Genomic DNA, 22251 nt, shown 5'->3' on the forward strand with positions numbered 1-22251 from the left:
ACATAGGAGAGTGCTCCATGGGTTGCGTCCAGTCTAATCTACCATGCTTTCTTAACCATGTAAGGACCGTACTTCGACCTTGAATACCGTAGTGCTGTTGAGCTTGCTTATAGGTTAGTTCGCCTTTTTCTACTTGACTGACAACGGCTAATTTAAAGCCTAATGTGTAATCACGTTGTGTACGTTTAATGCTGATTGTGCTTGAAGGTTTCATAGATAAGTCTCCAAAGTGTCAACTTATCTCAGGACGGGACAAAGCTTTTAGCTAAAAAGCCAAGCAGTGATGCTTGGCTTTTTTTAATGGGGCATGGCTAAATCATCAAATTGCACATGGGCATTAGCGAGAATTTTCCATGTAATGCAGCCCATAACCTCATCCCCCTCTATCACCAACAGATAATCGCTGTCGTGCTTATCGAGCAAATCTACCGCATCTTTGACTATCACCGATGGCGCAATGGATGGAAACTCGTGATGCATAACCTGATGTACGCGGCGATTTTCAATATTACGATCAATGGTTCTCTCAGCAGCCGTATTAAGCAGCGGGCTATGCCATAGATCAAGCAAATGTAGATCCACAACGCCCACAATGCTGCGACGTGTTTCGCTTAACACCGCAGCCACTTTCACCCCAGCAGCAGTCATCAGCTCACGCGCTTCAAATAAGCTATGGTCCAACTCGACCGTGGTTACCGGTTCTAACGACAGATGCGCGACTCGAGTAATGTTATCAACCTGATGAGATGACAGCAGCTCAATGCAAACCTCGACAATATGACTATCAAACAAAGTTCCCTTGCCACTATTAAGGATCTCCACCAGTTTTGACATCCCTAATGATGCTCTATAAGGGCGATGACTTAACACCGAATCAGCCACATCAGCCACACCGATGATTTTCGCTTCGAGCAATATCTCATCAGCAGTCAAGCCTGCAGGGTAGCCTGAGCCATCAAGCCTTTCATGGTGCTGTAATATCATTTCTTTAATTGGCCAAGGAAACTCCACCTCATTGACTACATCGGCACCTTGCTGTGGATGCATTTTCACTAAGGCATACTCTTCTTTGGTAAGGCGTGCAGGCTTAGTGAGAATTTGCGAAGGGATTGCAAGCTTACCGATATCATGAATTAGGGCTCCTAATTTTAACCCTTCAAGTCTATCAGTATCCAAACCTAGTCGCTCGCCAATTAAATAGGCGATTTGCGCCACCGATTTTTGATGCCCAGCGGTATAGGCATCTTTGAGCTCAACAGCATCGGATACGGCGCCAATCAGCTGCACTAACGTATGTGACAGTTTCTCTCTTTGTGAGCGAATAACCTCAGATTGCTTGGTCAACACTCGCATAGATTTAGGCAATTCAACACAGTGCCACATTATTGAGGCAAATATGGTCAAAGACTTTGCATCAACCGCAGTATAAGGTTTGACACGATTGCCTACGCCAATGACACCGACAATATGATTGCGGTAGCGAATCGGCACACTCATATGGCTGTTCAGTTGAAAGTGACCGTCAGGCAAACCTTTTTTATGATGCTCCGTTGCATAATCATTGTGAATAACGGCCTCTTGGGTGCGGATACTGTCGGCCCATATTCCAGCTTCATCCAACGGCGCATGGGTCATCTGCGGAATATCACACATTTTGAGTGCTGAGTCAGACCAAGCCGTTAAGGTCATCTCATCGCTTCTTTCATCATATAGATGTAAATAGCCAACCTTGCTATCAGTTAACACTAACGCTTGATTCACAGCTACTTTAAACACATCACTGGGCGAAGATGTGATCACCGCTTCAATCTGCTGCAGCCATTCATCACTTGACTGTATGGCATGTTCATAGTCAGGGTGTAAATCCATCAACCAGCGGTCATCAAGCGCCAATTCCGATACATTAAGGCACCACAACCCGCTTTTTGATTCGTAAGGAGTAAACACCCCCTGCACTCCTACGCCACGATCATTCACCCAATGATAGGTCTGCGCGCCGCTTTTCGGCAGTGTGATATCAATTTCAGCGATATTAGAATAACTGTGCTGCAGCTTATGATTGAGTATTTGTGAAATGGGCTTTCTAACCGATTGATAGAACGCTTCACTGAGACGCTTAACAACAAGTTGCTCATCAACCACAGCCCAAGCTATTGCCATCGAATGGGGTATTTCATTTGAAGTTAAAAACTGGCTAAATTTCTGTCTCAGCACCACAACGTCCCGTGTCTTTTTCTGCGCCTACTTTAAAAATAAGTCGGAAATAGTCACAACGCAAAATTTCAGCGTAATTAACACGATCTATATCAGGTTTTATTTTGGCAAATTGTGATTGGCGATGGCACCGAATTGTTCGAAAACCGCTTATCGGCATCATAGATGCACATTTACTCCTGCAAATTAGCCTTACGGAGATCATCAAATCACGTTGAATCTCATAAAGTGAGCGATTGATAAACACTCTGAAACACTCATACATCATCTAAGTCATTCAACTTATCTTGAAACAGTTGCGCACAAACTGCTTACAGCTTTTCGCCAAATTAGGGTTTAGATTTAATCCGGACCTTGGATAAACCCGCTAGGAGCACCACATGAAAAAGTTACTTACCATCGCCTTGTTAGCAGCTGCACCACTATCTCTATCTGCCAATGCAGCAATGTCACCTCAGCTAGAAAGCACGCTGGTTGCTGTTTGTAAGGCTGGCGCAAGCAACAAAATCTATAAGTTCAATGACACAATGAAAGAGTACCGTATCAATAAGAACCGTATCTTCCCTCGACTCGTTTGTAATGGTCAAAGCTACCATCAATTCGCGCTAGACAATGGCGCTGACAAAACCGCTAAACGCATTGCTCGCTATGTAAAAGGTAGTGTCACCATTAAAGATATTGCGATGACCTATGGCGAAGACCAAATCATGGCGGTAAATTACTAACATCGCCTTGTTAACCAACAGTACGTACATTATGAAAACAAAAAAGGCACTCTACGGTGCCTTTTATGATCTTATTATATTAACTCTATGCTTCGCTATCTGGGCATCAAAACTCAAAACACCACGGTTTTGTTGCCATACACGATAACATCTTCTTGCATCACCAGTTGCACGGCTTTACTAAGCACGCTTTTTTCTACATCACGGCCACAACGTGCAAGCGCTTCAGCGCTATAACTATGATCAACAGGAATCACATCTTGCTTGATAATAGGGCCTTCATCGAGACAGTTATTAACAAAATGCGCGGTGGCACCGATGATCTTAACCCCTCGCTCCCAAGCTTGACGATAAGGTTGAGCCCCCACAAAAGCGGGCAAAAATGAATGGTGAATATTTATGATCTGATTTGGGTATTGCTCAACAAATTCAGGGGTAAGTACCCGCATATATTTCGCCAAAATAATGTACTGGGGTTGATAGTCCGCAATTAATGCCAGCATTTTTTGCTCGTGCTGGTGACGGGTCAAATCATTGTGATCAACATAATGGAAGGGAATATCAAACTTATCTGCCAACGGTGCGAGCACATCATAGTTGCCGATGATCGCAGCAATCTCGATATCAAGGCCACCATAATAGGATTTCATTAACAGATCACCTAAACAGTGAGCTTCTTTGGTTACCATGATTACCACACGCTTTTTACCATGTTCAACCAGTCGGCGATGGCTCTGCGCCGGCAAAACACTGTCAATCTGTTGTAAAAATAACTGCTCATCAAATTGGCCTTCCAGCTCAGTACGCATGAAAAATCGCCCTTGAGCATTATCAACAAACTCACTGTTTTTTATAATGTTTAAGCCATGGGCAAAACATATTCCGGTTATCTTAGTGATTAAACCCGGCGCATCAGCACAATCTGTGATTAATACTTTCCGTTCCATTAACACTTCACCTCACTTTTCGCTATTGTGCTTTTTAAAAATTTACATTGCAGCATCGCTATTAGCTTTGCTAGTTATGCCTATCAATATATTTGTTAAGCAAACGTCTAATACTCTCAGCTTTAGTACCATAAACCACTTGTACGCCGTTACCCAAAATCACCACACCTTTAGCGCCCAATTGACTCAGTTGGCTCTTATTGACCAGATCCGCCGATTTTACGCTAATACGTAAACGAGTCAGGCAAGCGGAGATATCGACAATATTCGCCTTGCCGCCCAATGCGTTGATAATCGCAATCAGTCCTTTAGAACCCGAAGTCTCACCGATTATTCGCCCTGGGGTTTTTAGATTAAACAGTAAAATTGAACCGCGAAACAACAAATAGTAAATGACCGCGGTCAATGGCCCTAAAATAATAAACCACTCAGTGTTGCGTGACTGCGCAAACAGCAAACTAAAGTCGACCAAACCATGGGAAAATACAATACTGTGATGGATATCTAAACTGATAGACACGGCGTAAGCAAACCCGGTTAACAACGCATGCAATAAGAACAACAACGGCGCGACAAACATAAATGCAAATTCAATCGGCTCGGTCACGCCGGTTAACCAAGATGCCGTTGCCGCAGAAATCATAATCCCGGCGACTCTATTGCGCTCGGATTTATCGGCGCAGCGCCAAATCGCCAAGGCTGCAGCAGGTAACCCCCACATTTTGATCAAATAGCCACCCGCAAGATGCCCAGATTGGGGATCACCAGCTAAGTAACGAGCCACTTCCCCCCTTATCACCTCACCGCCCTGCATAAACTGGCCTAACTCTAAATAAAACGGCGCATTCCAAATATGATGTAAACCTAAAGGAATTAATAATCGCTCAACGGTGCCATAAAGCGCAAAAGCGTACATCGGGTCTTGATAAACGGCCCAATCAGAAAACAGCTCAATTTTGCTGGACAATAAAGGCCACATCATTAAAAACAGATAGGCAATGAACATGGCCAAAGGCAATAATAGCAATGGCGCGCTACGTCGGCCTTCAAAGAAAGAGAAAATACTGGGTAAGCGCAGCCGTTCACTGAGCCTCACGGCGATGCAAGTAACGGCGCCAATTGCAATGCCACCTGCAATTCCTGTATCAATGGTTTGTGCTCCCCACAGCGATATCGTATCCAGTTGCCGCATGCCAGCTAGCGCCGATAAACTCGAAAAAAAGACGCCGTAACCAAATACGGCACTGAATGCGGCAATGCCTTGGTCTTTGCAAAAACCTATTGCTATAGCCACCGCAAACAGCATTGGCATCATGGTAAAAATCAGATTGCCCACGGTTAACATTAACAATGTTAGATCTGCAGAAATAAAGGGAATGGGGTTAATGGCGAGGCCAATCATCACCCCGGCTGCGGGCAAAATGGCAATAGGGATGAGCAGCGCTTGACTTAAACGCTGCGCAAATTTAAACCAGTGTTGGTTAAGGCGACTAAATACAGAGCCTCTTAGGCCTGTTGTTGGCTCAAGTTTAACAACCAAGCTTTTGCCTCGACTTCCGGTTCCATGGTTTCGCACGCATCAATTTTTAGCAACTCAGCAGCCGGTTTTGCGCCAAGTTCACTGAGCAATTCATCAAATTGAACTCCGGCATGGCAGAAGGTTTCATAGCTAGAATCACCCAAGCCTATTACGGCGTATTGTAATTGCGGCAGATAAGGAGCCTGATCTTTAAGTTGGGCGAACCAAGGCGCGATATCTTCTGGGATATCCCCCTGTCCTGTCGTCGAACAAATCACAACCAGTAAGCTATCTTGTTCCGGGATATAGTTATCCAGTTGCTCAGGGGTTAGCAATTGAGTTTGCCACCCTTCAGCTTGCAGTGCTTGCTCGGCTTCTTCAGCAACAAATTGAGCATTACCGTATACAGTTCCAAATACTAGATTCACTTTTCGCATGTTTTACTTAGCCCTCAGCGCATTATTTACCTATAATCCAAACATACTTTATTGAAGGCCTTATAGCTACAGTGGCATAAAGTTCAAGGATTTGCTGATGCGACACTCCAGTAGACAAAAACACCTTAAGCATGTTCATAAATCTGCCCACACACGTCGTATGTGTTACTTCAGAACAGTACAATGTTTAACCGATCCCGCTGAATCTAGTGTTGACCATAGCGCTGAAAATCAATCTGAGACGATTGAAGCTGAGCAAACCACACCCTTTAAAGCTCAGCCATAATCTATGCTGCAATGCTAAAGGGCTAAATTTACCCGCTAGGTTTACAAGCTTGATTAAATAAGCTCAGGTTAGCTAATTAACATGCTTGGCTGATTGTCTAAATCTTCCGCCTGCCAACCTAACTGCTCAAACAATTCAAGCCATTGTGATTCAAGCTCAGTTTCAATAGATACTCGCTCCCCTGTTCTTGGGTGCTCAAAACTCAACTTCTTGGCGATAAGCCATAGTCTATTGATATTAAAATGCTCTCTAAAAAATCGATTTTGCTTACCGTCACCATGGGTTGTATCACCGATAATAGGATGCCTTAAGTGGGCCATATGGCGCCGTAGCTGATGTTTACGCCCTGTATGCGGTGTTAAGTGAATCAGGCAATAGCGACTCGTGCTATAACGTCCAGATGGGTAAGGAATTTCACAATTGAGCAGTGGCTTGTAACTGGTTTGCGCATCTTGCGCCGCTTTATCTGTATCGGCATGCTTGTCGCCCAAATCATCAAGCTCTTGTTTCAGGGCATAATCTAATAATCCGGCTTCATGCATATTGCCGCGAACTAACGCTATGTAATGTTTTTCGATAGTTTTATTGACAAACTGCTCACAGAGGATATTGGCCATCTCGCTGCTTTTAGCAAACAATAATATGCCCGATGTGGGCCGATCAAGTCGGTGTACCGGAAACACGTGACAGCCTATCTTATCGCGCGTCAATTGCATCGCAAAAAAGCGCTCGCGCCGTGCTAAATAGCTGCGATGAACTAATAATCCCGCTGGCTTATGAATAGCAACCACATCTTCATCTTCGTATAACACTTCAATCTCTGGCGCTTGCTCTTCACAAGTCGCATCATCGGGTGCTAATTCATCACTTTCATTTGGTACTAACAGCTCATCACTCACGACTTCATCGCCTATACAATTATCTGGGTTCATCGAGTAACTTCTCTAACGCAATCAGCTCATCAATTAGCGCTTGTGCCGCAGTTTGATTATCAAAACGCATCTGCGCCATTGGGCTGACAGCAAACTGAGTCGGCAAGGCTTGTTGATTAGCAACTAAATCCGACATTTTTGGCAAAAACACAAACTGCAACCAATGCTCGAACGGCATCGACTCGTAGCAAAAGGGGCTGGGATCGGCTAGTGCTTCATCAGACGGGGCTGTCTCAGTCCATAATTCAAGATGTTGTAAATGCGTTTTTATCCGTGCCAATGCCTGCGCAGTCTGCAGGTATATTGCCTCATTCATAGGGTATGACTTTTCATTACTCAGTGCTTAAGCCATTAGTTTATCACTTGAACCATAAACTTGGACCAAATAATCACGATAAGTCTGCAGCGAACACGCTTTTATTAGATTGCACTCAACATTCAAAGCACAGCGATGCTATACTGCCGCGATTAAGATTTAGAGACAAATTACGGCGACATAATGACAGAGATTAATACCCTCACCCAATTCCTATCAACGGCCAATACCCAGTTCCAAGTTTATGATCTAGGTCGACGTGTTCAGCACATTGATATGGTCGCTTTTCAACAAATTGAAAACTTGGCAACGCCCTATCCCTACCCGCTGCAAGGGCACGCGCAATTTGCTGTGGTATTCTGGGATAAAAGCATGCAGCACTATATCTGGTTTTTGAAGCTACCTTTGTGCGAACAAGGCAAGTTGATGGCCGCCCCGCGTACTCAGTTTATTAAGATGGTGGTCGAGGCACTGGGCCGAAATCCCGCTCAAGTGCTCACTGAGCAAGAACAGGAAAAACTGGCAAATCACCCCTTTGCATTTAAACCGTCAGCAGAAAAACTCGCGGTCTTTAATGCCTTAGTGCGCAAACAACTTGGGTTACCTGCAAGTCCACAATATGAGTTCGCTTATCAATACTTAAGCCAACAACATGACGCTGACAAATGGCAGCAAGTAGGCTATCAAGGTTTGGCCGATATCTGCGTCAATGCGAGTAATCTAGACCACCTACAGCACTTAAAAGCTGGATTCGACTTTGCAGCTCCTGAAGTGAAAATCGCCTTGTGCCAGCAACTAGAGCATCTGTATATCGACGAATCTCTCGCTGATATCATCTACCAAACAGGTTTAAAGGCCACGACTGAAGAAAAGGTCTACTACCTACGAGCACTGGCCTCTCGCCCACAATTAGCCATTGCGTTTATTGGCCAATTAGCCGAGCAACAACAGTTGAGCGATGAGGTGTTAATTGCAATTGCCGGACGTAACTGGAACACCCTAAAAGATGATCCAACCCGCAGTCTGTATTTAGAAGCACTTGCCAAACAGCCCCAAGGCTTCTTTAACCAAGTATTTGCTGATATTGTGGCTATTCCTAGTTTGCGAACTGAGATGTTAAAGGCACTACGCGATCCCAATCGTAGCCCGCAACTATCTGCTGCCATAGGTGGCTTGTTTAAGGTAACCAAAGCATGATGACAGATTTTTTGATGATTGCCGCTTTAGTGGTGATCGCTGCATTTTTTTGGCAATTGAGACAAATGGCTGAGCTCAGTCGTATGTTTGCTGGTTCAGAATGTAAAAAACAACGTGTGCAACTGTTATCCATCGCCATGGAGTCAGCACGACCAAGTGTTGGTGGTAGTAGTGGTTTAACTTGGAATGCTAAGTTTCTCATGGAGTTTAGTACTGATGGCATCAACCAATATAAAGCCCATATTTGGATGCATGGTAAACGTGTAAAGAAAGTCGAATGGCCAATATTTCCCGAACCAGAATGGATGGATGCACCAGTTTCAAAAGGCTCAGTCGGCGGGTGTGGTGGCGGAGCTAAACGCAGTTGTAACTCTGGACGTTGCCGCTAGAAAAGGAAAAACGCGGCTTCAAGAGAAGCCGCGCCTTCGATTTTTTTGTTAAGCATTCCCGCTATTTTATATGCTCCCTGCACCATCCATGCGTTCAAATTGGCATCCAGCCTCATCCATGCATATCCCTATCATTCCATGTACAATTAAGTACTAAGTTCCTTTATCCTAACAAATCCTATGTTAAGAGCACTTATCCGTAAGTGTGTTCCTTATTCGTCCTTGTTGATTCCGTTCAATACTTCCGTTGTATTACCGCCTTCCAGACAGCAAACCTTCCATCCTGGATTGTTTGGCTTTCCTTAGCAGTTCCCACGTTTCAATCCTAAAACGTGTCATCCTTGATAATATCCCTTTAATCACTCACTTCCTGTCAGTGATACGAACATCCTGTTCGACTTCCTTGAATATCGTCCGTCCTTGAACAGTTATAAGTATATGGCGTTCAGCAACGAATATCTCACCCCACAATTAAATAACATAAAAAAAACACCACGCGTACAGACAAGCAACCACATAAGCTATTGTTTTTTATCACCTCTAACTTGTAGGCATGACATTAACACACCTAAAATCTCTCAATTGTCCTACAGCCTTGTAAGAGATCTCTCACACGGGTTATGGCAGGTTGAGATATACACTATCGAGGTATATTGCATACCATCAATCTTATACTGATTTTCAGTAACAAACTGACAATCACCCCAACGATAAATGTAAGCGCTTACCTCAAAACTCTTTATTCCATGGGGGCTAGCGGCCACTTCTATCGAAATCATTAATGCAATGGATAACAGAGCAAACCAATACCAATGGCATGGCGTGTTACTAGGATGACGACTAAATATAACCCTTGTTATTCTGATTAATCATTGTGATGACTTAGCGTTCTAAAACACAAAAAATTAACAAACCAATCATATTAACGTTAAGCCAAGCTATTGATTAAAAGTCTCTTATTAAGTGAACCGTTGAAAACACAGACAACACAATCGCCTAAAAATCGCGCAACGAGCAAATAACTTACATTCCGACCATTGAAGTGAGCAAAATTTAAACAGCATAGCTAGACCACATTCAACCGACTTAACCTTGGTTGAATAGGCGTTTAATCTTATTGATATACATAACCCAATCACCCAATAGGCTATACCCGGGATAGGTAAAGGTGGCTGGACGGTTTTTCTCAAAAACAAAGTGGCCTACCCAAGCACATCCGTATCCTGCAACCGGCATCAGTAAAAACAGCCAAAAATTACCGCTGGTCATAAAGCCGATGAGTAACAACAACACTAAGCTTGACCCCAGATAATGTAGTGCGCGGCAACGTTTATCTTGGTGCTGACTTAGGTAAAATGGATAAAACTGCTTAAAGCTTTGATAGCGTTTAGTCATTGCTATGACCTCGATAGAACAGCAAATCCCCCTCTACATTACCAATGGTCAGTCGCTCTAACTGGGCAAAGTCATGGCGACTAAAGAGCTTTGCGTGATTGTCATTGGCCGCAAACACCCCAATTCCAGCCAATTCGGGCTGCTCTTCACTCCAGCTGATCACCGCTTGCACTAAGCGATTGCCGTAGCCCTTACCTTGCTCAATGGGGTTAATAGCAATGAACTGCAGCACACCACTGTGGGCACTAGGCAGGTGCTCCAAAATAGAGCGCTCCTTATTCATTAATGCTTGGGTGGTTTGCCAACCGGCGCTGACTAACATTTTCAAACGCCAGTTCCATAGCCTAGCCTCACCTAATGGCAGTTGTTCAGTGGCTATGCACGCCACACCAATTAGGCGCTCACCATCAAATAAGCCTATTAACACTTGTTCTTGCTGCCACAAACTATTGAGCTCTTCTCGAATAGCACCACGGAGTTTCTTCTCATATTGCACCTGATCGCCCGAGTGCATAACATCGACAAAAAGCGGATCATCATGATAAGCATTATAAAGAATAGAAGCGGCCACTCTTAAGTCTTCAGCAGTAAGGTAAACCGCTCTTAACGCTTCAGTTTTATCAATTGGGGCAGTGGTAGTCATCGCAGTGATTCCGTGATCTAGATCAATACTGATAACCTAACAAGAATAAAAAAAAGTGCAAATAATAATCAAGGCGCTATCTTTAGGGAATCAAAATAGTGACTACGAGCTGGTAATATGGATACAAACACCCCAGATTTAGCGTTGCTTTTTAAACAGTTAGGTTTAGAGTCAGACCAAGAGTCCATTGATAACTTTCTGGTCACCCATTCACTGGCAGACACGGTTAGTTTAGCTGAGGCGCCTTTTTGGAACAGTGCGCAACAGGCATTTATACGCGAGGCAATAGCAGAAGATGCCCAATGGTCTGAAGTGATTGACCAATTGGACACTTTATTGAGAAGACGTTAGCTTACGATAACCGTGCTAGATGCTGGCATAGGCACGGTCACCCCAGCCAACAACACCGTTTTCAGAAATGACAATCGGCGTACACTCATCTTTAGTGGTTTTACCATCACCATTAGTGCGTTGAGTGCGATAGAACAACACATGCACTTCTTTGTCTTTATCAAGGTACGCTTCATTAAAGTCCGCATCCCCCATCAACGACAACACTTCTTGTTTGCTCATCCCTAAGGTTAAGCGGGTTAAATTTGTGCGGTTTTGTTGTTGTTTATGCTGCCAAGAATCATAGCTACTCCATTCGCTTTCACCGTCACCAACATTCAACACACACCCTGACATACCCACACTTACAGCGCCCAATAAGACCAAACCCAATAATTTTGTTTTCACTTTGACATCCTGTTTATCTATTATACTTAACTAGCGATAAAGCAAGGCTTATGCCAAAACCATAACTAACTGTTTTATAACAACATGTTAATTTTTGAACACCACAATGTTTGTGATATTTACTAAGTTTTAAGGAATTCGACACATGACTTCAGCCATTGACCAAGTATTGGCAGCCGCACAGTCAATCAGTCAAAGCGGACGAACGCCAACCCTTGCCTTGATAAAAACCAAGCTGGGGACGAGTGTCGCCATGCCTATGCTTATCCAAGGGCTACAGCAGTACAAATCCATGTCTGCCGCTGACCAACAGGCTATTGCACCGTTGAACGCCGCTCCGGCTGTCGTAGCCGAGCCTAAAGTGGACGATATTGAAAGCCTTTTACAAGCCTACAAGCAACTTAATGATAAATATCTCGCGCTAGCCGAGCGTGTCAGTGAGCTTGAGTCTCAAGCTAAGCAACAAGGTTAATTACCATGCACGTCATCGAACTGCGATTTGAATGTTTTGACAACACCACAATTACCGCCGCAGAGCAGGCGATTAATGGCTTACTCGAAGCCTACCGCGCCAACGGCCAAGTACTTGGGCGCGAATTTGCTGTGGCTTTTAACGAAGGGGAATTTCGGGTCCGCCTACTTACACCAGAGAAAAGTAGTTTGGCTAAACGGCACAACAGCCCATGGGTCAACGTTGCCTTAAAAGATTTAACTGCGGCAAAAATATTAGCCCCGCGTGAAAAATATATTGGCCAAGATATTAACTCTGAAGTCAGTAGTACCGACACGCCAAGTTGGCAGGTTTTGTATACCAGCTATGTACATATGTGTTCACCTGTCCGCAATGGCGATACCCTGCAGCCCATTCCTCTATACCAATTGCCGGCCACCTTTAATGGCGATCATAAGCGCATCATCAAATGGCAAACTGAATGGCAAGCGTGCGACGAACTGCAGATGGCTGCGGCCACCAAAGCGGAATTTGCAGCGCTGGAAGAGTTAACCTCTGACAAAAGCGATCTGTTTCGCCGCGGCTGGGATCTACGCGGCAGAATAGAATACCTCACCGGCATTCCAACCTATTACTATCTCTATCGTGTTGGTGGTGAGAGCTTAGCAACGGAGCAACAACGAGCCTGCCCACGCTGCGGCTCAAAAGACTGGCTGCAGCCACAACCTTTACTCGATCTGTTTCATTTTCGCTGCGACAACTGCCGCATTGTCTCTAATATCTCCTGGGATCACCTATAATCCATCACCCAGTGTGGCAGACTGTTATTCAGGTACGGGCTATCAGCACCTGTATAACAGTCTCTTGGTCTGAATCTAAGCCGGCTTAACGACTGCCGCGTAAATTACGCCACATGATTTTAAGTCGGTGCCAGATACCAGGATGATCGGTTTGCGGCATAGACTCTTCCACTATTTCAACCGGTGGCGCCACCCGAGGTGTCAACTGCATCAAGAAATCACTGACGCTGTCAGCCAGTCGTTTGGCGGGTTCTTCCCCAGGAATCTCAACCCACACACTGCCATCACGGTTATCGACCACCAGCATCTCATCACCTTGGCCCAATATGCCAAAAAACCAAGTGGGCGGCTGCTTTAACTTCAGCTTCATCATCAAATGGCCAATTAGGTTTTGCTGCAAATATTCAAAATCTACCTGGTTCCAAGCCTGAATAATCTCTCCCTCACCCCATGGCGAGCTAAAAATCATCGGCGCACTGTAATAATGGCTAAATAGGCCGTCGATATCGCCGCTAAGTTGCAACTCCATGGCCCGCTCTACATTGTCAAAACTGGCAACAGATTCTCTTTTAACTGCTTGCCAATGCACCGCTTGCTTAAGCAACTGCTCATCAGACAACTCGGTGTCGCTGATAATACAGTCGGAAAATTCGCCACGGGGGTAATACCTAGGCGGTTCGCCTAATGATTCTTGATAGGCTTGGTGATAGCGATTAATAAAATTCTCTAAAGCAGTGAGCGAAGACACTTAGCAGCGACCCAAAATTTAAGTATAATGTGGCTCTATTTTGACATGGAAACACAACTGATGACACAAGTTCATGACCCATATTCTGATGCTCCGGCACTTTCTGAACTGACGCTAGGTAAAGCGACAGGCTATCAGGCTGAGTACGATGCATCTTTGCTACAAGGGGTCCCTCGAAAACTCAATCGCGATGCCATAGATTTGACCGATACACTGCCTTTTCACGGCAGCGATATTTGGACAGGTTATGAGCTGTCTTGGCTAAATGCTAAGGGCAAACCTGTGGTGGCAATCGCTGAGTTTATCTTGTGTTATCAAAGCAAAAATCTAATTGAATCAAAATCTTTTAAACTTTATCTCAATAGTTTTAACCAAACACGTTTTGATAGTGTTGAAGCTGTACAACAAACCCTAACACGCGATCTATCCGACTGTGCTCAGGGTGATGTACAAGTGAAAGTGCTTGAACTGAAACACTTTAGTCATCAACGTATTGTTGAACTACCTGGCACCTGCATTGATGATATCGATATTGAAGTGGACGATTACCAGTTCAGTAGCGACTATTTAGTAGATAGTACTGATAGCAAATCCATGGTGGCTGAAACCTTAACCTCAAACTTGCTAAAGTCAAACTGCCTCATCACCTCACAGCCTGACTGGGGAAGCGTGATGATCCGTTATCAGGGGCCTAAAATTAATCGCGAGAAGTTACTGCGATACCTGATCTCTTTCCGTCAACATAATGAGTTCCATGAGCAATGTGTTGAACGTATTTTTGTTGACCTAAAACGCTATTGCCAATGCACTAAGCTGACAGTTTACGCCCGCTATACTCGTCGCGGTGGTTTAGATATCAATCCCTATCGCAGTGACTTTGAGACCCCTGGTGATAACCAGCGCCTTGCAAGGCAATAAGCTGCTTGCTAGTGGTAGCCGATAAATAGTATCGGCTACCATCACTCCTCTTTTCCCTCGCTATTTGCGTTGCTTTTGCAATGCTATCTGCTCGGTCAACATATTACGCAACCACAGGTTAGCTGGGTTTTGACTCAAACGGTTGGCCCAAATCATCTGGATATCTAATGGCCTAATGTCAAACGGAGGCTGCAACACCTGCAAATTAAACACGCCTGCATACTCTTTGGCATAAGATTCAGTCACTATCGCTAAGGCTTCGCTCTTTGATGCAGTAGCAATCATGCTCAACAAAGAGGACTGCTCACTGTATATTTTGCGCTGCGGCATCACGCTGGGGGTCAGCATATCCAATACTTTGAGATTAAAACGGCGCAGATTAAATACGATATGCTTTTCATCAAAGTACTGCTCATAGCTTAAGCTGCCGCGTATTCTCGGGTGCTGCTTACTGGCCACACACACAATCCGTTCCTGCATGAAAGCTTGGCTACTAAAGCCCAGCTCCAAGGGTTTAGAAATATCAATCGCCAGGTCCACTTTCTCGGTTTGAATATCCATCAGAAAGCTTTGCTCTTGGATAGGCGTCTCCTTAAATACCACTGACAAACGCGTACCTTTTAAGTGTTGTTCAACACTCGCTTGAAGCAGTTCAATCACCGTATCGTTCGCATAAACCTTAAAAACACGCTCAGAGCTATGGGCATCAAACGCTTCGAACCCCGCCACAATCTGCTCAATATCATCAAGTGGCTGTTGTAAATGGTGATACAAATTCAATGCAGCGGCTGTGGGGCGCACGCCACGGCCTTCTCGAACAAACAATGCCTCACCCACTCGGCTCTTTAAACGGGCAATGGCATTGCTCACCGACGACTGCGTCAACGACAATTCCTCTGCTGCGCGGCTAAATGATCCGGTACGACACACCACGGTGAATACCCGTAGCAAGTTCAAATCAAACTGTTTTAGTTGCGGCATTGGCACACCTAATATTCATAATATAAATACAAAAAACCAAGTTAACCCTAATTATTTAATCAATCAAGCGCCCTATACTGGCCTCAATCAACAAAGAACGTCGGTAACCACACTGAAAAGGTTCTGCTCACAATTCAGGTTAGGCGTGAGTCATCGCTATTTATCATTCATTTGGTCAGCACCCTGACCTAAGGAATTCAAATGAAAAATTCAACTATTGCTATTGCGATTGTGTCCACTTTAAGTATCAGCTCTCAAGCTGCCCAGCATGAACATGACCACATCAGCGTCAGCTACCAAGGTAAGGCCGCAACCGCGCATACCATTAAAGTTAATCAGGCCCACGCTGCTACCCTCAACTATGCTGATACCCGAGCTTTTGAGCAGTCTGCTAATCAATTGGTCGCTAAATTTGATAGCGAAACAGCCGCGATTCTTCGTGCCGAATTTGCATTTATTAGTGAACAAACACCGGATTCAGTTAATCCCTCTTTGTACCGTCAAGCCCAACTCAATATGGTTCCTAATGGCCTATACAAAGTCACTGACGGCATCTACCAAGTTCGCGGGACAGACTTGTCCAACCTTACTCTTATTCGCAGTGACAACGGTTGGATCGCCTATGATGTGTTGCTAACCAAAGAAGCCGCGAAAGCCTCGCTGACCTTTGCTTTGAAGAACCTGCCAAAAGATGGCAATTTGCCTGTGGTTGCGATGATCTACTCACACAGCCATGCAGATCACTTTGGTGGTGCCCGCGGCATTCAAGAGCTATTTCCTGCGGTTAAGGTTTACGGCGCGCATAACATCACTAAAGAAATTGTCGATGAAAACGTACTGGCGGGCAATGCAATGAGCCGCCGCGCGGCTTACCAATATGGTGCCACCTTGGGCAAACATAACCACGGCATTGTTGATGCTGCCTTAGGCAAAGGCTTATCGAAAGGCGAAATTACCTATGTCGCTCCAGACTACACATTAAATCGTGATAGCAAATGGGAAACCCTCACTATTGATGGCTTAAAGATGGTGTTTATGGATGCATCCGGTACTGAAGCTGAATCGGAAATGATCACTTACATTCCCAGTAAAAAGGCGCTGTGGACTGCCGAGCTCACCTATCAAGGCATGCACAACATCTACACGCTTCGCGGTGCCAAGGTACGCGACGCGCTAAAATGGTCAAAAGATATCAATGAAATGATCAATGCCTTTGGTGACGATGTTGAGGTGCTGTTTGCACCCCACTCTGCGCCAGTATGGGGTAACCAAGAGATTAATCAATTCTTACGCCTACAGCGAGATAACTACGGCCTAGTGCACAACCAAACCTTACGGCTCGCTAACCAAGGGGTGACCATTCAAGATATTGGCGATGCTATCCAAGATACTATTCCAAAAAGTATCTACCAAGCGTGGCATACCAATGGCTACCACGGTACCTATAGCCACAATGCTAAAGCGGTCTATAACAAATACCTCGGCTACTTTGATATGAATCCGGCCAACCTCAACCCACTGCCGACTTCGCCTGAAGCTCAAAAGTTTGTTGAATATATGGGCGGCGCTGATGCAGTGGTCACCAAGGCTCAGCAGGACTTTAGCCAAGGGGAGTATCGCTTTGTCGCAACAGTGCTCAATAAGGTCGTCACGGCTCAACCTGACAACCAAACAGCACGAGAGTTGTTGGCTGATACCTACGAGCAGTTGGGTTATCAAGCCGAAGGTGCTGGCTGGCGCAATATCTATCTCACAGGAGCACAAGAATTACGGGTTGGCATTCAAGCCGGCGCGCCTAAAACGGCTTCGGCAGATGTGTTAAGTGAAATGGATATCTCTACTTTGTTTGATTTTCTAGCGGTGAAAGTCGATAGTTTAAAAGCTGCACAAGTGGGCTTTATCAACATGAATATCGTCACACCAGATGATGATCAAATCCTATATATCGAGCTCAGTAACGGCAATTTAAATAACAGTGTCGTCAGCAAACCTAAAGAGGCTGCAGCAACAATGACCATCAATAAGGCGGACATTACCCAGATTTTGCTCGGTAAAACTGATTTGGCCAGCTTAATTGAACAAGGCAGAGTCAAGTTCGACGGTGATAGCACTGCATTTGAAAAAATCGCGGCAACGATGGTGGAGTTTAACCCAGCCTTTGACATCGTACCGACCCAAAAATCGGCCAACAAGGCACACAACCACTAATTAACAACCTGTAAACGCAAACCTCGAAATCGCATCACGATTTCGAGGTTTTTTTTCACTTTTAACAAATCTGCAATTAGAAAAACCTAATAAATACCCACTTAGAGGTACACCTATTTAGGCATAAGTCGTTGATCTTTATCACATTTATCAGCCTAAAAAACCTTTCATTTAACAACCTTGTTTTAGATCAATCTTTGCTACTGCAATCCCACCTATAACATCCCCAGAGCAATGATAAAACAAAAGGATCACATAAGATGAAAGTCCATACCCTTACACTAGCTATTTTAACAAGCTTAGTATCAACAGCCGTCGTAGCAGATAATGTTGATCCACTGAAAAAAGCCTTTATCGATGATTCCGAAGTTAAAGTGCAATTCCGTTTGCGTTATGAAGATGTCGATGTGGCCAATGTCGACCAACAAAACCAAACCACACTGCGTACCCGTTTAAATTATAAAACCGGTGATCTATACAACTTCTTTGCCGTGGCCGAAGTTGATGACGTGCGCTCAACAGATAACGAGCCACTGATTGCCGACTATGAATATACGCAAATCAACCAAGCCTTCTTAGGCTATAAAGGTCCAGCTGAGACCTTAGCTAAATATGGTCGCCAACGTATTTTACTGGATAACCAACGTTTTGTTGGTGGTGTGGGCTTCCGCCAAAACGAACAAACTTACGATGCGTTCTCTGTTAAAAATACTGCCATTGAAAACCTGACCGCTTACTACTCATACGTCAATAATGTTAACCGTATTTTCGCCGAAGACTCGGGCAAAGATGAGCACAAAAACAAGACCCATCTAGTGAATGTTAACTACAAGCCTGTTGATGCGCTTAACGTAACCGGTTATGGCTATTTAATTGACAATGTTAACGTGGCTGCTTTTTCAACCGATACCTATGGTGTGCGTGCCACCGGTAAATTTGATTTAGATGCCATTAAGCTTAACTACGAAGCAGAATATGCGCAGCAGTCAAACGGCAGTGACAACCCAACCAGCTACGATGCTAACTACTACAAACTCGGTGCTGGCATTAACTTCAACAATTTCGGCGCAAAAGTTGGTTACGAAGTATTGGGTTCAGACGACGGTAACGCTGGCTTTATTACGCCACTGGCCACACTGCATGCGTTTAACGGTTGGACAGATAAGTTCTTATTCGGCGGCGCAGGTAACTGGGAAAATGGTCTAGTTGATACGCACTTTATTGTTACCGCTAAAGTTGTAGGTCTTAAATTACTCGCCAAGTATCACACTTTTGAGTCTGATTATGGCAGCATCGATATGGGTAAGGAATGGGGTGTATCTGCCGCATACGGCTTTAAGAAGCATTACAATGTCAGTGTGAAATATGCCAGCTTCAGCGGCGCAGATGCCGGTTATGGCTTCTCAAATGACACTGACAAATTGTGGTTAACTTTCCAAGCTAATTACTAAAACCTAGGTTGTTGGAGACCGTACATTAACAATCAACTACGGTCACTTTTAAGAGTAGGCGAGCTCCCCGCCTACTCTTTTTTCATTACGCGTTAAGCTAAAGCAAACACGCTTTGTGCTGTCACCACTTGTGCTAACCAGGTCGGACTTTCGGGCAAACTAATACTGATCGCAAATCGATATTCGTAGTCCAGTCGACCAAACATCACTGACCACTGCTCAGCATCATCCTCTGAGTCATGTAACTGCAGCGAGATACCATTGTCGATATTGATTTCACGGCTTTGCTGTGCATCAAACAAGGCCATATTAGCCGACTTACGATGTTGCATGGTAAAGCTAAAGCCTTTCAATGACATCGCTAAGCCCAGCCCTTTGGCCTTAATGTAAGACTCTTTCAATGCCCACAGATCAAAGAAACGCTCACGTTGTTGATCCTCTGGTAATGCCAACAAATCGCGGGTTTCTATATCGGTAAAATAGTGACTTAAAATCGCATAGATATTGGTGCTGGCGCGGCTACGTTCGATATCAACGCCGAGCTCAATGTGTTGCTTTATCGGGTGGCCGCGATAAAAACTAATCACTAACCATTGGCCGCTATGACTAATGTTAAAATGAATGCCAGTTAGGCGAAAATCCCGCTCGCATAAGCCTGGCTTACCTTTGTCGCCATACTCAAACTGCCACTGATGCGGCGCAATATCCACCTGCCATAGCCTGGCATATTGGCTTAATAAAATACGTAAATAAGCTCTAACCATCAGCGCTTTATCACGCGCTTGTTGGCGATATAACCGATTAATTTTATGGCATTCATCTTCAGGTAGTAACGCCATTAACTCACTTTTTTGCTGCGCATTTAAACTATCTTCATTTAAAGGGCAGAAATATAACCTAGCTTGATTATGTTGTTTTTGGTCTATGCTCATGCTTCATTATAATAGTGGCCGGTATGCAGCACGCTCCCAGCTTCACTACATCATAACCTGTTAAAAGCTCCAGTTAAATTGCAAGTAACTCAATGTTGAGGGGGTTTGACCAAACAAGCTAGCACCGCTACCGTCAAAGCGTTGCAAAATAAACTGCACTTGCCAGTCATCGCTCAGCGAGTAGCTTTGGCTTGCCCCCACAAAATACGAGCCATCGTCATAGTAACTACTGCTTAACGTTAAGCGGCTTAGATCCGAAATATCGGCACTTACACCCACATAATAAGTCCAGTTGGCAAAGCTCAATGTCCGCGCGTTCAAGGGTAAATTCAGGTAAGCCAATGCACTATCGGCATCGATAGGATTGGAGATATACAAAAGCGACGTACGCACTAAGTAGTTTCGCTGACTGGCAAAACTGTAGTCGGCTTCTATCGTGGCAACATGGCTCGATGGCAATGTTTGGTTAGCGATATCGGTAGCTAGTGACGATGGCGAGCTAGGCTTATTATTGTTAGAGTGGTTTAGATGGCTAGCGCCGGGCCAAGTCTCATCAACTGGGTCAAAGTAGCTCCATTCAGCACGCAGCCCCGCCCCGGCAATATCCCCAGCAAAGCCAGCACCCAATACATAATCAGTTAATGATTTTCCTGCTAGTACCTGCAGATCCCAACCGTTAGCGTTGGTTAAATATCGCAGTGCATAACTGTCCAAGTTACGATCTAATCCATTGTCATCATTGATGCTGTATACCGCATCAATACTACTGGCAAAGCCCAGCTGCCGACTTAATTGCACTGCATCTGAACCGCGGCGCTCGGCATAATCAACATCATAAATGGAATAGGCATTAAAAATATCATTGGGGTTCCACAAGGTAGACATTGCCCAGTTAACCCGAAAGCGTCCGAGCTTTAACTGCCAATCTTGATTCATGTCCCAGCTAAGATTAAGCCGATCAAACTGGCTATTACCTAACCAACTGCCGCTATCTAGCCAGTTATGTGATAAGTCCATGTAACCGCTATCGGCTTCAATAACCTGAGCAAAACCTGGTATTTCTGGACTATCACCATAATAAAGTCGATTGCGCATTCCGACATTAAGTCGTAAATCGCTGTCAAAACGATATTCAAAATTAAACCGCTGATGCAGCAGGTGGTCCACTAAACTGGAGGTGCCATTGGGGTTATTACTGCTGACACTGTAGTGGATATAGCCAGACAAATCCCAAGGCGCAGTAGGTGCCATGCCGGGAATATCACTGGCAGCAACCTTAGCTGACATAACCAACAAGCTAGCTAAGCAACAATATGGCGTCAATTGCCATTTCACTGACATTGATCCTGCTTCAATTGGCCATCTTCAAATACAATCACCCGTTTTGCCCGCTTTATCACGCGCTGATCATGGGTGGAGAAAATAAAGGTGGTGCCCTCTTCGCTGTTGAGCTGCTGCATGATATCGAGTAACTCAGCGGTACTTTGCGCGTCTAAATTGGCTGTAGGCTCGTCAGCCATAACAAATCGAGGCCGAGGCGCGAGTGCGCGTGCGACTGCCACCCGCTGTTGCTGACCGCCCGATAGCTTAGCCGGAACCTTGTGCATTTGCGCTGCTAACCCGACCTTAGTCAATAGTTCAGTGGCACGCCGCCGGCATTCAGCGGAGCTCAGCCCCTGCAACTGCATCACAAACTCGACATTTTCTAATGCCGTTAACACCGGCAATAAACTGTAATCTTGAAAAATAAATCCCACATGATCGCGGCGAAAGCCTATTAGCTGCCGCTCATTCAATTCAGCGATATCCTTACCATCTATCATCACCGAACCACTACTGGGCGTATCTATGCCGCCAATAAGATTCAGTAAAGTGGTTTTGCCCGAGCCCGAAGGTCCCATCACCGCCACAAACTCACCGGAGTTAATTTCAAGATCAACATTTTGAACCGCATGCACAGGAAACTCACTATCGGCATGGTAAGTTTTGGTTAGTTTGTTGATTGCGATGCTCATAGCTTATCC

General features: G+C 44.8%; 25 protein-coding genes. 10 read left to right on the plus strand and 15 right to left on the minus strand.

Features of this window, described 5'->3' with window-relative positions; translation table 11 throughout:
* The coding region (locus L865_RS0117900; protein ID WP_028774500.1) for a helix-turn-helix domain-containing protein at window positions 1-214 on the minus strand (214 nt) is incomplete at its 3' end.
* Window positions 215-297: 83 nt separating this feature from the next.
* Window positions 298-2214, minus strand: coding sequence for an HD domain-containing phosphohydrolase (locus tag L865_RS24145; RefSeq protein WP_157577663.1), 1917 nt, complete (start codon window positions 2212-2214; stop codon window positions 298-300).
* Window positions 2215-2594: 380 nt separating this feature from the next.
* Between L865_RS24145 and L865_RS0117910 the strand changes: the two genes are divergently transcribed.
* Window positions 2595-2939: a DUF3718 domain-containing protein gene (locus L865_RS0117910; RefSeq protein WP_028774501.1), complete on the plus strand. Its 345-nt coding sequence runs from the start codon at window positions 2595-2597 to the stop codon at window positions 2937-2939.
* 113 nt (window positions 2940-3052) lie between these two features.
* Here the strand turns inward: L865_RS0117910 and purU are convergent, their stop codons facing one another.
* The 3 genes from purU to L865_RS0117925 form a co-directional block, all read right to left on the minus strand.
* Window positions 3053-3886 carry a formyltetrahydrofolate deformylase gene (gene purU / locus L865_RS0117915; protein WP_028774502.1) on the minus strand — a complete coding sequence of 278 codons (834 nt, stop codon included), beginning with the start codon at window positions 3884-3886 and terminating at the stop codon, window positions 3053-3055.
* Window positions 3887-3956: 70 nt separating this feature from the next.
* Entirely contained in the window at window positions 3957-5426 is a 1470-nt protein-coding gene (locus L865_RS24150; protein WP_037471521.1) for a PTS transporter subunit EIIC, read from the minus strand.
* On the minus strand, window positions 5393-5842 hold the full coding sequence (locus tag L865_RS0117925) for a flavodoxin (RefSeq protein ID WP_028774503.1): 450 nt from the start codon (window positions 5840-5842) through the stop codon (window positions 5393-5395). Before L865_RS0117925 ends, L865_RS24150 begins: the two co-directional genes overlap by 34 nt.
* A 97-nt stretch (window positions 5843-5939) precedes the next feature.
* Between L865_RS0117925 and L865_RS24155 the strand changes: the two genes are divergently transcribed.
* Complete coding sequence (locus L865_RS24155; RefSeq protein WP_037471523.1) at window positions 5940-6128, plus strand: hypothetical protein; 189 nt, start codon at window positions 5940-5942, stop codon at window positions 6126-6128.
* 68 nt (window positions 6129-6196) lie between these two features.
* Here L865_RS24155 and truC read toward each other — a convergent pair whose 3' ends face one another.
* Both truC and L865_RS0117940 read right to left on the minus strand, forming a co-directional pair.
* Entirely contained in the window at window positions 6197-7060 is an 864-nt protein-coding gene (gene truC / locus L865_RS0117935; protein ID WP_028774504.1) for a tRNA pseudouridine(65) synthase TruC, read from the minus strand.
* Entirely contained in the window at window positions 7047-7376 is a 330-nt protein-coding gene (locus L865_RS0117940) for a YqcC family protein (RefSeq protein WP_037471525.1), read from the minus strand. Before L865_RS0117940 ends, truC begins: the two co-directional genes overlap by 14 nt.
* Window positions 7377-7559: 183 nt before the next feature.
* On the opposite strand from L865_RS0117940, the gene L865_RS0117945 reads away from it, so the two are divergent.
* Together L865_RS0117945 and L865_RS0117950 are read left to right on the plus strand one after the other, a co-directional pair.
* On the plus strand, window positions 7560-8573 hold the full coding sequence (locus L865_RS0117945) for a DUF3549 family protein (protein ID WP_028774506.1): 1014 nt from the start codon (window positions 7560-7562) through the stop codon (window positions 8571-8573).
* On the plus strand, window positions 8570-8962 hold the full coding sequence (locus L865_RS0117950; RefSeq protein WP_028774507.1) for a DUF3301 domain-containing protein: 393 nt from the start codon (window positions 8570-8572) through the stop codon (window positions 8960-8962). The genes L865_RS0117945 and L865_RS0117950 overlap by 4 nt, the downstream gene beginning before the upstream one ends.
* A gap of 1086 nt (window positions 8963-10048) precedes the next feature.
* Here the strand turns inward: L865_RS0117950 and L865_RS0117960 are convergent.
* Together L865_RS0117960 and L865_RS0117965 are read right to left on the minus strand one after the other, a co-directional pair.
* Window positions 10049-10357, minus strand: a complete 309-nt coding sequence (locus tag L865_RS0117960; protein ID WP_028774508.1) for an Mpo1-like protein — start codon at window positions 10355-10357, stop codon at window positions 10049-10051.
* A complete protein-coding gene (locus tag L865_RS0117965; RefSeq protein ID WP_051484687.1) occupies window positions 10350-11000 on the minus strand; it encodes a GNAT family N-acetyltransferase in 651 nt (216 codons plus the stop codon). The genes L865_RS0117960 and L865_RS0117965 overlap by 8 nt, the downstream gene beginning before the upstream one ends.
* A 117-nt stretch (window positions 11001-11117) precedes the next feature.
* Between L865_RS0117965 and L865_RS0117970 the strand changes: the two genes are divergently transcribed.
* A complete protein-coding gene (locus L865_RS0117970; RefSeq protein ID WP_028774510.1) occupies window positions 11118-11351 on the plus strand; it encodes a DUF2789 domain-containing protein in 234 nt (77 codons plus the stop codon).
* 15 nt (window positions 11352-11366) lie between these two features.
* Here L865_RS0117970 and L865_RS0117975 read toward each other — a convergent pair whose 3' ends face one another.
* On the minus strand, window positions 11367-11687 hold the full coding sequence (locus L865_RS0117975; RefSeq protein WP_084632581.1) for a DUF3192 domain-containing protein: 321 nt from the start codon (window positions 11685-11687) through the stop codon (window positions 11367-11369).
* 196 nt (window positions 11688-11883) lie between these two features.
* Here L865_RS0117975 and L865_RS0117980 point away from each other — a divergent pair, with 196 nt between their 5' ends.
* Window positions 11884-12210 (plus strand): hypothetical protein, encoded by a 327-nt coding sequence (locus L865_RS0117980; RefSeq protein ID WP_028774512.1) that lies wholly within the window; start codon window positions 11884-11886, stop codon window positions 12208-12210.
* A 5-nt stretch (window positions 12211-12215) separates the two neighbouring features.
* Entirely contained in the window at window positions 12216-12989 is a 774-nt protein-coding gene (locus L865_RS0117985; RefSeq protein ID WP_028774513.1) for a Zn-ribbon-containing protein, read from the plus strand.
* Window positions 12990-13074: 85 nt separating this feature from the next.
* On the opposite strand, the gene syd is transcribed toward L865_RS0117985, so the two are convergent.
* The gene (gene syd / locus L865_RS0117990) at window positions 13075-13737 is read right to left on the minus strand and encodes a SecY-interacting protein (protein WP_028774514.1); all 663 of its coding nucleotides are present in this window, start codon (window positions 13735-13737) and stop codon (window positions 13075-13077) included.
* Window positions 13738-13797: 60 nt separating this feature from the next.
* Here syd and queF point away from each other — a divergent pair, with 60 nt between their 5' ends.
* Entirely contained in the window at window positions 13798-14655 is an 858-nt protein-coding gene (queF, locus tag L865_RS0117995; protein ID WP_028774515.1) for an NADPH-dependent 7-cyano-7-deazaguanine reductase QueF, read from the plus strand.
* 60 nt (window positions 14656-14715) lie between these two features.
* On the opposite strand, the gene L865_RS0118000 is transcribed toward queF, so the two are convergent.
* Window positions 14716-15636: a LysR family transcriptional regulator gene (locus L865_RS0118000; protein ID WP_028774516.1), complete on the minus strand. Its 921-nt coding sequence runs from the start codon at window positions 15634-15636 to the stop codon at window positions 14716-14718.
* A 201-nt stretch (window positions 15637-15837) separates the two neighbouring features.
* Between L865_RS0118000 and L865_RS0118005 the strand changes: the two genes are divergently transcribed.
* Window positions 15838-17844: an alkyl/aryl-sulfatase gene (locus tag L865_RS0118005; RefSeq protein WP_028774517.1), complete on the plus strand. Its 2007-nt coding sequence runs from the start codon at window positions 15838-15840 to the stop codon at window positions 17842-17844.
* Between the two features lie 260 nt (window positions 17845-18104).
* A complete protein-coding gene (locus tag L865_RS0118010) occupies window positions 18105-19295 on the plus strand; it encodes an alginate export family protein (RefSeq protein ID WP_028774518.1) in 1191 nt (396 codons plus the stop codon).
* 92 nt (window positions 19296-19387) lie between these two features.
* On the opposite strand, the gene L865_RS0118015 is transcribed toward L865_RS0118010, so the two are convergent.
* The 3 genes from L865_RS0118015 to L865_RS0118025 all read right to left on the minus strand — a co-directional run bounded on the left by L865_RS0118015 (window position 19388) and on the right by L865_RS0118025 (window position 22242).
* On the minus strand, window positions 19388-20134 hold the full coding sequence (locus tag L865_RS0118015) for a 4'-phosphopantetheinyl transferase family protein (protein ID WP_169732709.1): 747 nt from the start codon (window positions 20132-20134) through the stop codon (window positions 19388-19390).
* Window positions 20135-20287: 153 nt separating this feature from the next.
* The gene (locus L865_RS0118020) at window positions 20288-21568 is read right to left on the minus strand and encodes a hypothetical protein (protein ID WP_051484689.1); all 1281 of its coding nucleotides are present in this window, start codon (window positions 21566-21568) and stop codon (window positions 20288-20290) included.
* Window positions 21559-22242 (minus strand): ABC transporter ATP-binding protein, encoded by a 684-nt coding sequence (locus L865_RS0118025; RefSeq protein ID WP_028774521.1) that lies wholly within the window; start codon window positions 22240-22242, stop codon window positions 21559-21561. The genes L865_RS0118020 and L865_RS0118025 overlap by 10 nt, the downstream gene beginning before the upstream one ends.
* Window positions 22243-22251: the final 9 nt, after the last annotated feature.

Source organism: Shewanella waksmanii ATCC BAA-643 (assembly GCF_000518805.1).
Lineage (GTDB): Bacteria > Pseudomonadota > Gammaproteobacteria > Enterobacterales > Shewanellaceae > Shewanella > Shewanella waksmanii.

Excerpts from the sequence above, each read along its gene's own strand:
- L865_RS0117910 (WP_028774501.1), top strand. The coding sequence starts at position 2,595 with ATGAAAAAGTTACTTACCATCGCCTTGTTAGCAGCTGCACCACTATCT.
- purU (WP_028774502.1), bottom strand. The coding sequence starts at position 3,886 with ATGGAACGGAAAGTATTAATCACAGATTGTGCTGATGCGCCGGGTTTA.
- L865_RS0117925 (WP_028774503.1), bottom strand. The coding sequence starts at position 5,842 with ATGCGAAAAGTGAATCTAGTATTTGGAACTGTATACGGTAATGCTCAA.
- L865_RS24155 (WP_037471523.1), top strand. The coding sequence starts at position 5,940 with ATGCGACACTCCAGTAGACAAAAACACCTTAAGCATGTTCATAAATCT.
- truC (WP_028774504.1), bottom strand. The coding sequence starts at position 7,060 with ATGAACCCAGATAATTGTATAGGCGATGAAGTCGTGAGTGATGAGCTG.
- L865_RS0117940 (WP_037471525.1), bottom strand. The coding sequence starts at position 7,376 with ATGAATGAGGCAATATACCTGCAGACTGCGCAGGCATTGGCACGGATA.
- L865_RS0117945 (WP_028774506.1), top strand. The coding sequence starts at position 7,560 with ATGACAGAGATTAATACCCTCACCCAATTCCTATCAACGGCCAATACC.
- L865_RS0117950 (WP_028774507.1), top strand. The coding sequence starts at position 8,570 with ATGATGACAGATTTTTTGATGATTGCCGCTTTAGTGGTGATCGCTGCA.
- L865_RS0117960 (WP_028774508.1), bottom strand. The coding sequence starts at position 10,357 with ATGACTAAACGCTATCAAAGCTTTAAGCAGTTTTATCCATTTTACCTA.
- L865_RS0117965 (WP_051484687.1), bottom strand. The coding sequence starts at position 11,000 with ATGACTACCACTGCCCCAATTGATAAAACTGAAGCGTTAAGAGCGGTT.
- L865_RS0117970 (WP_028774510.1), top strand. The coding sequence starts at position 11,118 with ATGGATACAAACACCCCAGATTTAGCGTTGCTTTTTAAACAGTTAGGT.
- L865_RS0117975 (WP_084632581.1), bottom strand. The coding sequence starts at position 11,687 with ATGTCAGGGTGTGTGTTGAATGTTGGTGACGGTGAAAGCGAATGGAGT.
- L865_RS0117980 (WP_028774512.1), top strand. The coding sequence starts at position 11,884 with ATGACTTCAGCCATTGACCAAGTATTGGCAGCCGCACAGTCAATCAGT.
- L865_RS0117985 (WP_028774513.1), top strand. The coding sequence starts at position 12,216 with ATGCACGTCATCGAACTGCGATTTGAATGTTTTGACAACACCACAATT.
- queF (WP_028774515.1), top strand. The coding sequence starts at position 13,798 with ATGACACAAGTTCATGACCCATATTCTGATGCTCCGGCACTTTCTGAA.
- L865_RS0118000 (WP_028774516.1), bottom strand. The coding sequence starts at position 15,636 with ATGCCGCAACTAAAACAGTTTGATTTGAACTTGCTACGGGTATTCACC.
- L865_RS0118005 (WP_028774517.1), top strand. The coding sequence starts at position 15,838 with ATGAAAAATTCAACTATTGCTATTGCGATTGTGTCCACTTTAAGTATC.
- L865_RS0118010 (WP_028774518.1), top strand. The coding sequence starts at position 18,105 with ATGAAAGTCCATACCCTTACACTAGCTATTTTAACAAGCTTAGTATCA.
- L865_RS0118015 (WP_169732709.1), bottom strand. The coding sequence starts at position 20,134 with ATGGCGTTACTACCTGAAGATGAATGCCATAAAATTAATCGGTTATAT.
- L865_RS0118020 (WP_051484689.1), bottom strand. The coding sequence starts at position 21,568 with ATGTCAGTGAAATGGCAATTGACGCCATATTGTTGCTTAGCTAGCTTG.
- L865_RS0118025 (WP_028774521.1), bottom strand. The coding sequence starts at position 22,242 with ATGAGCATCGCAATCAACAAACTAACCAAAACTTACCATGCCGATAGT.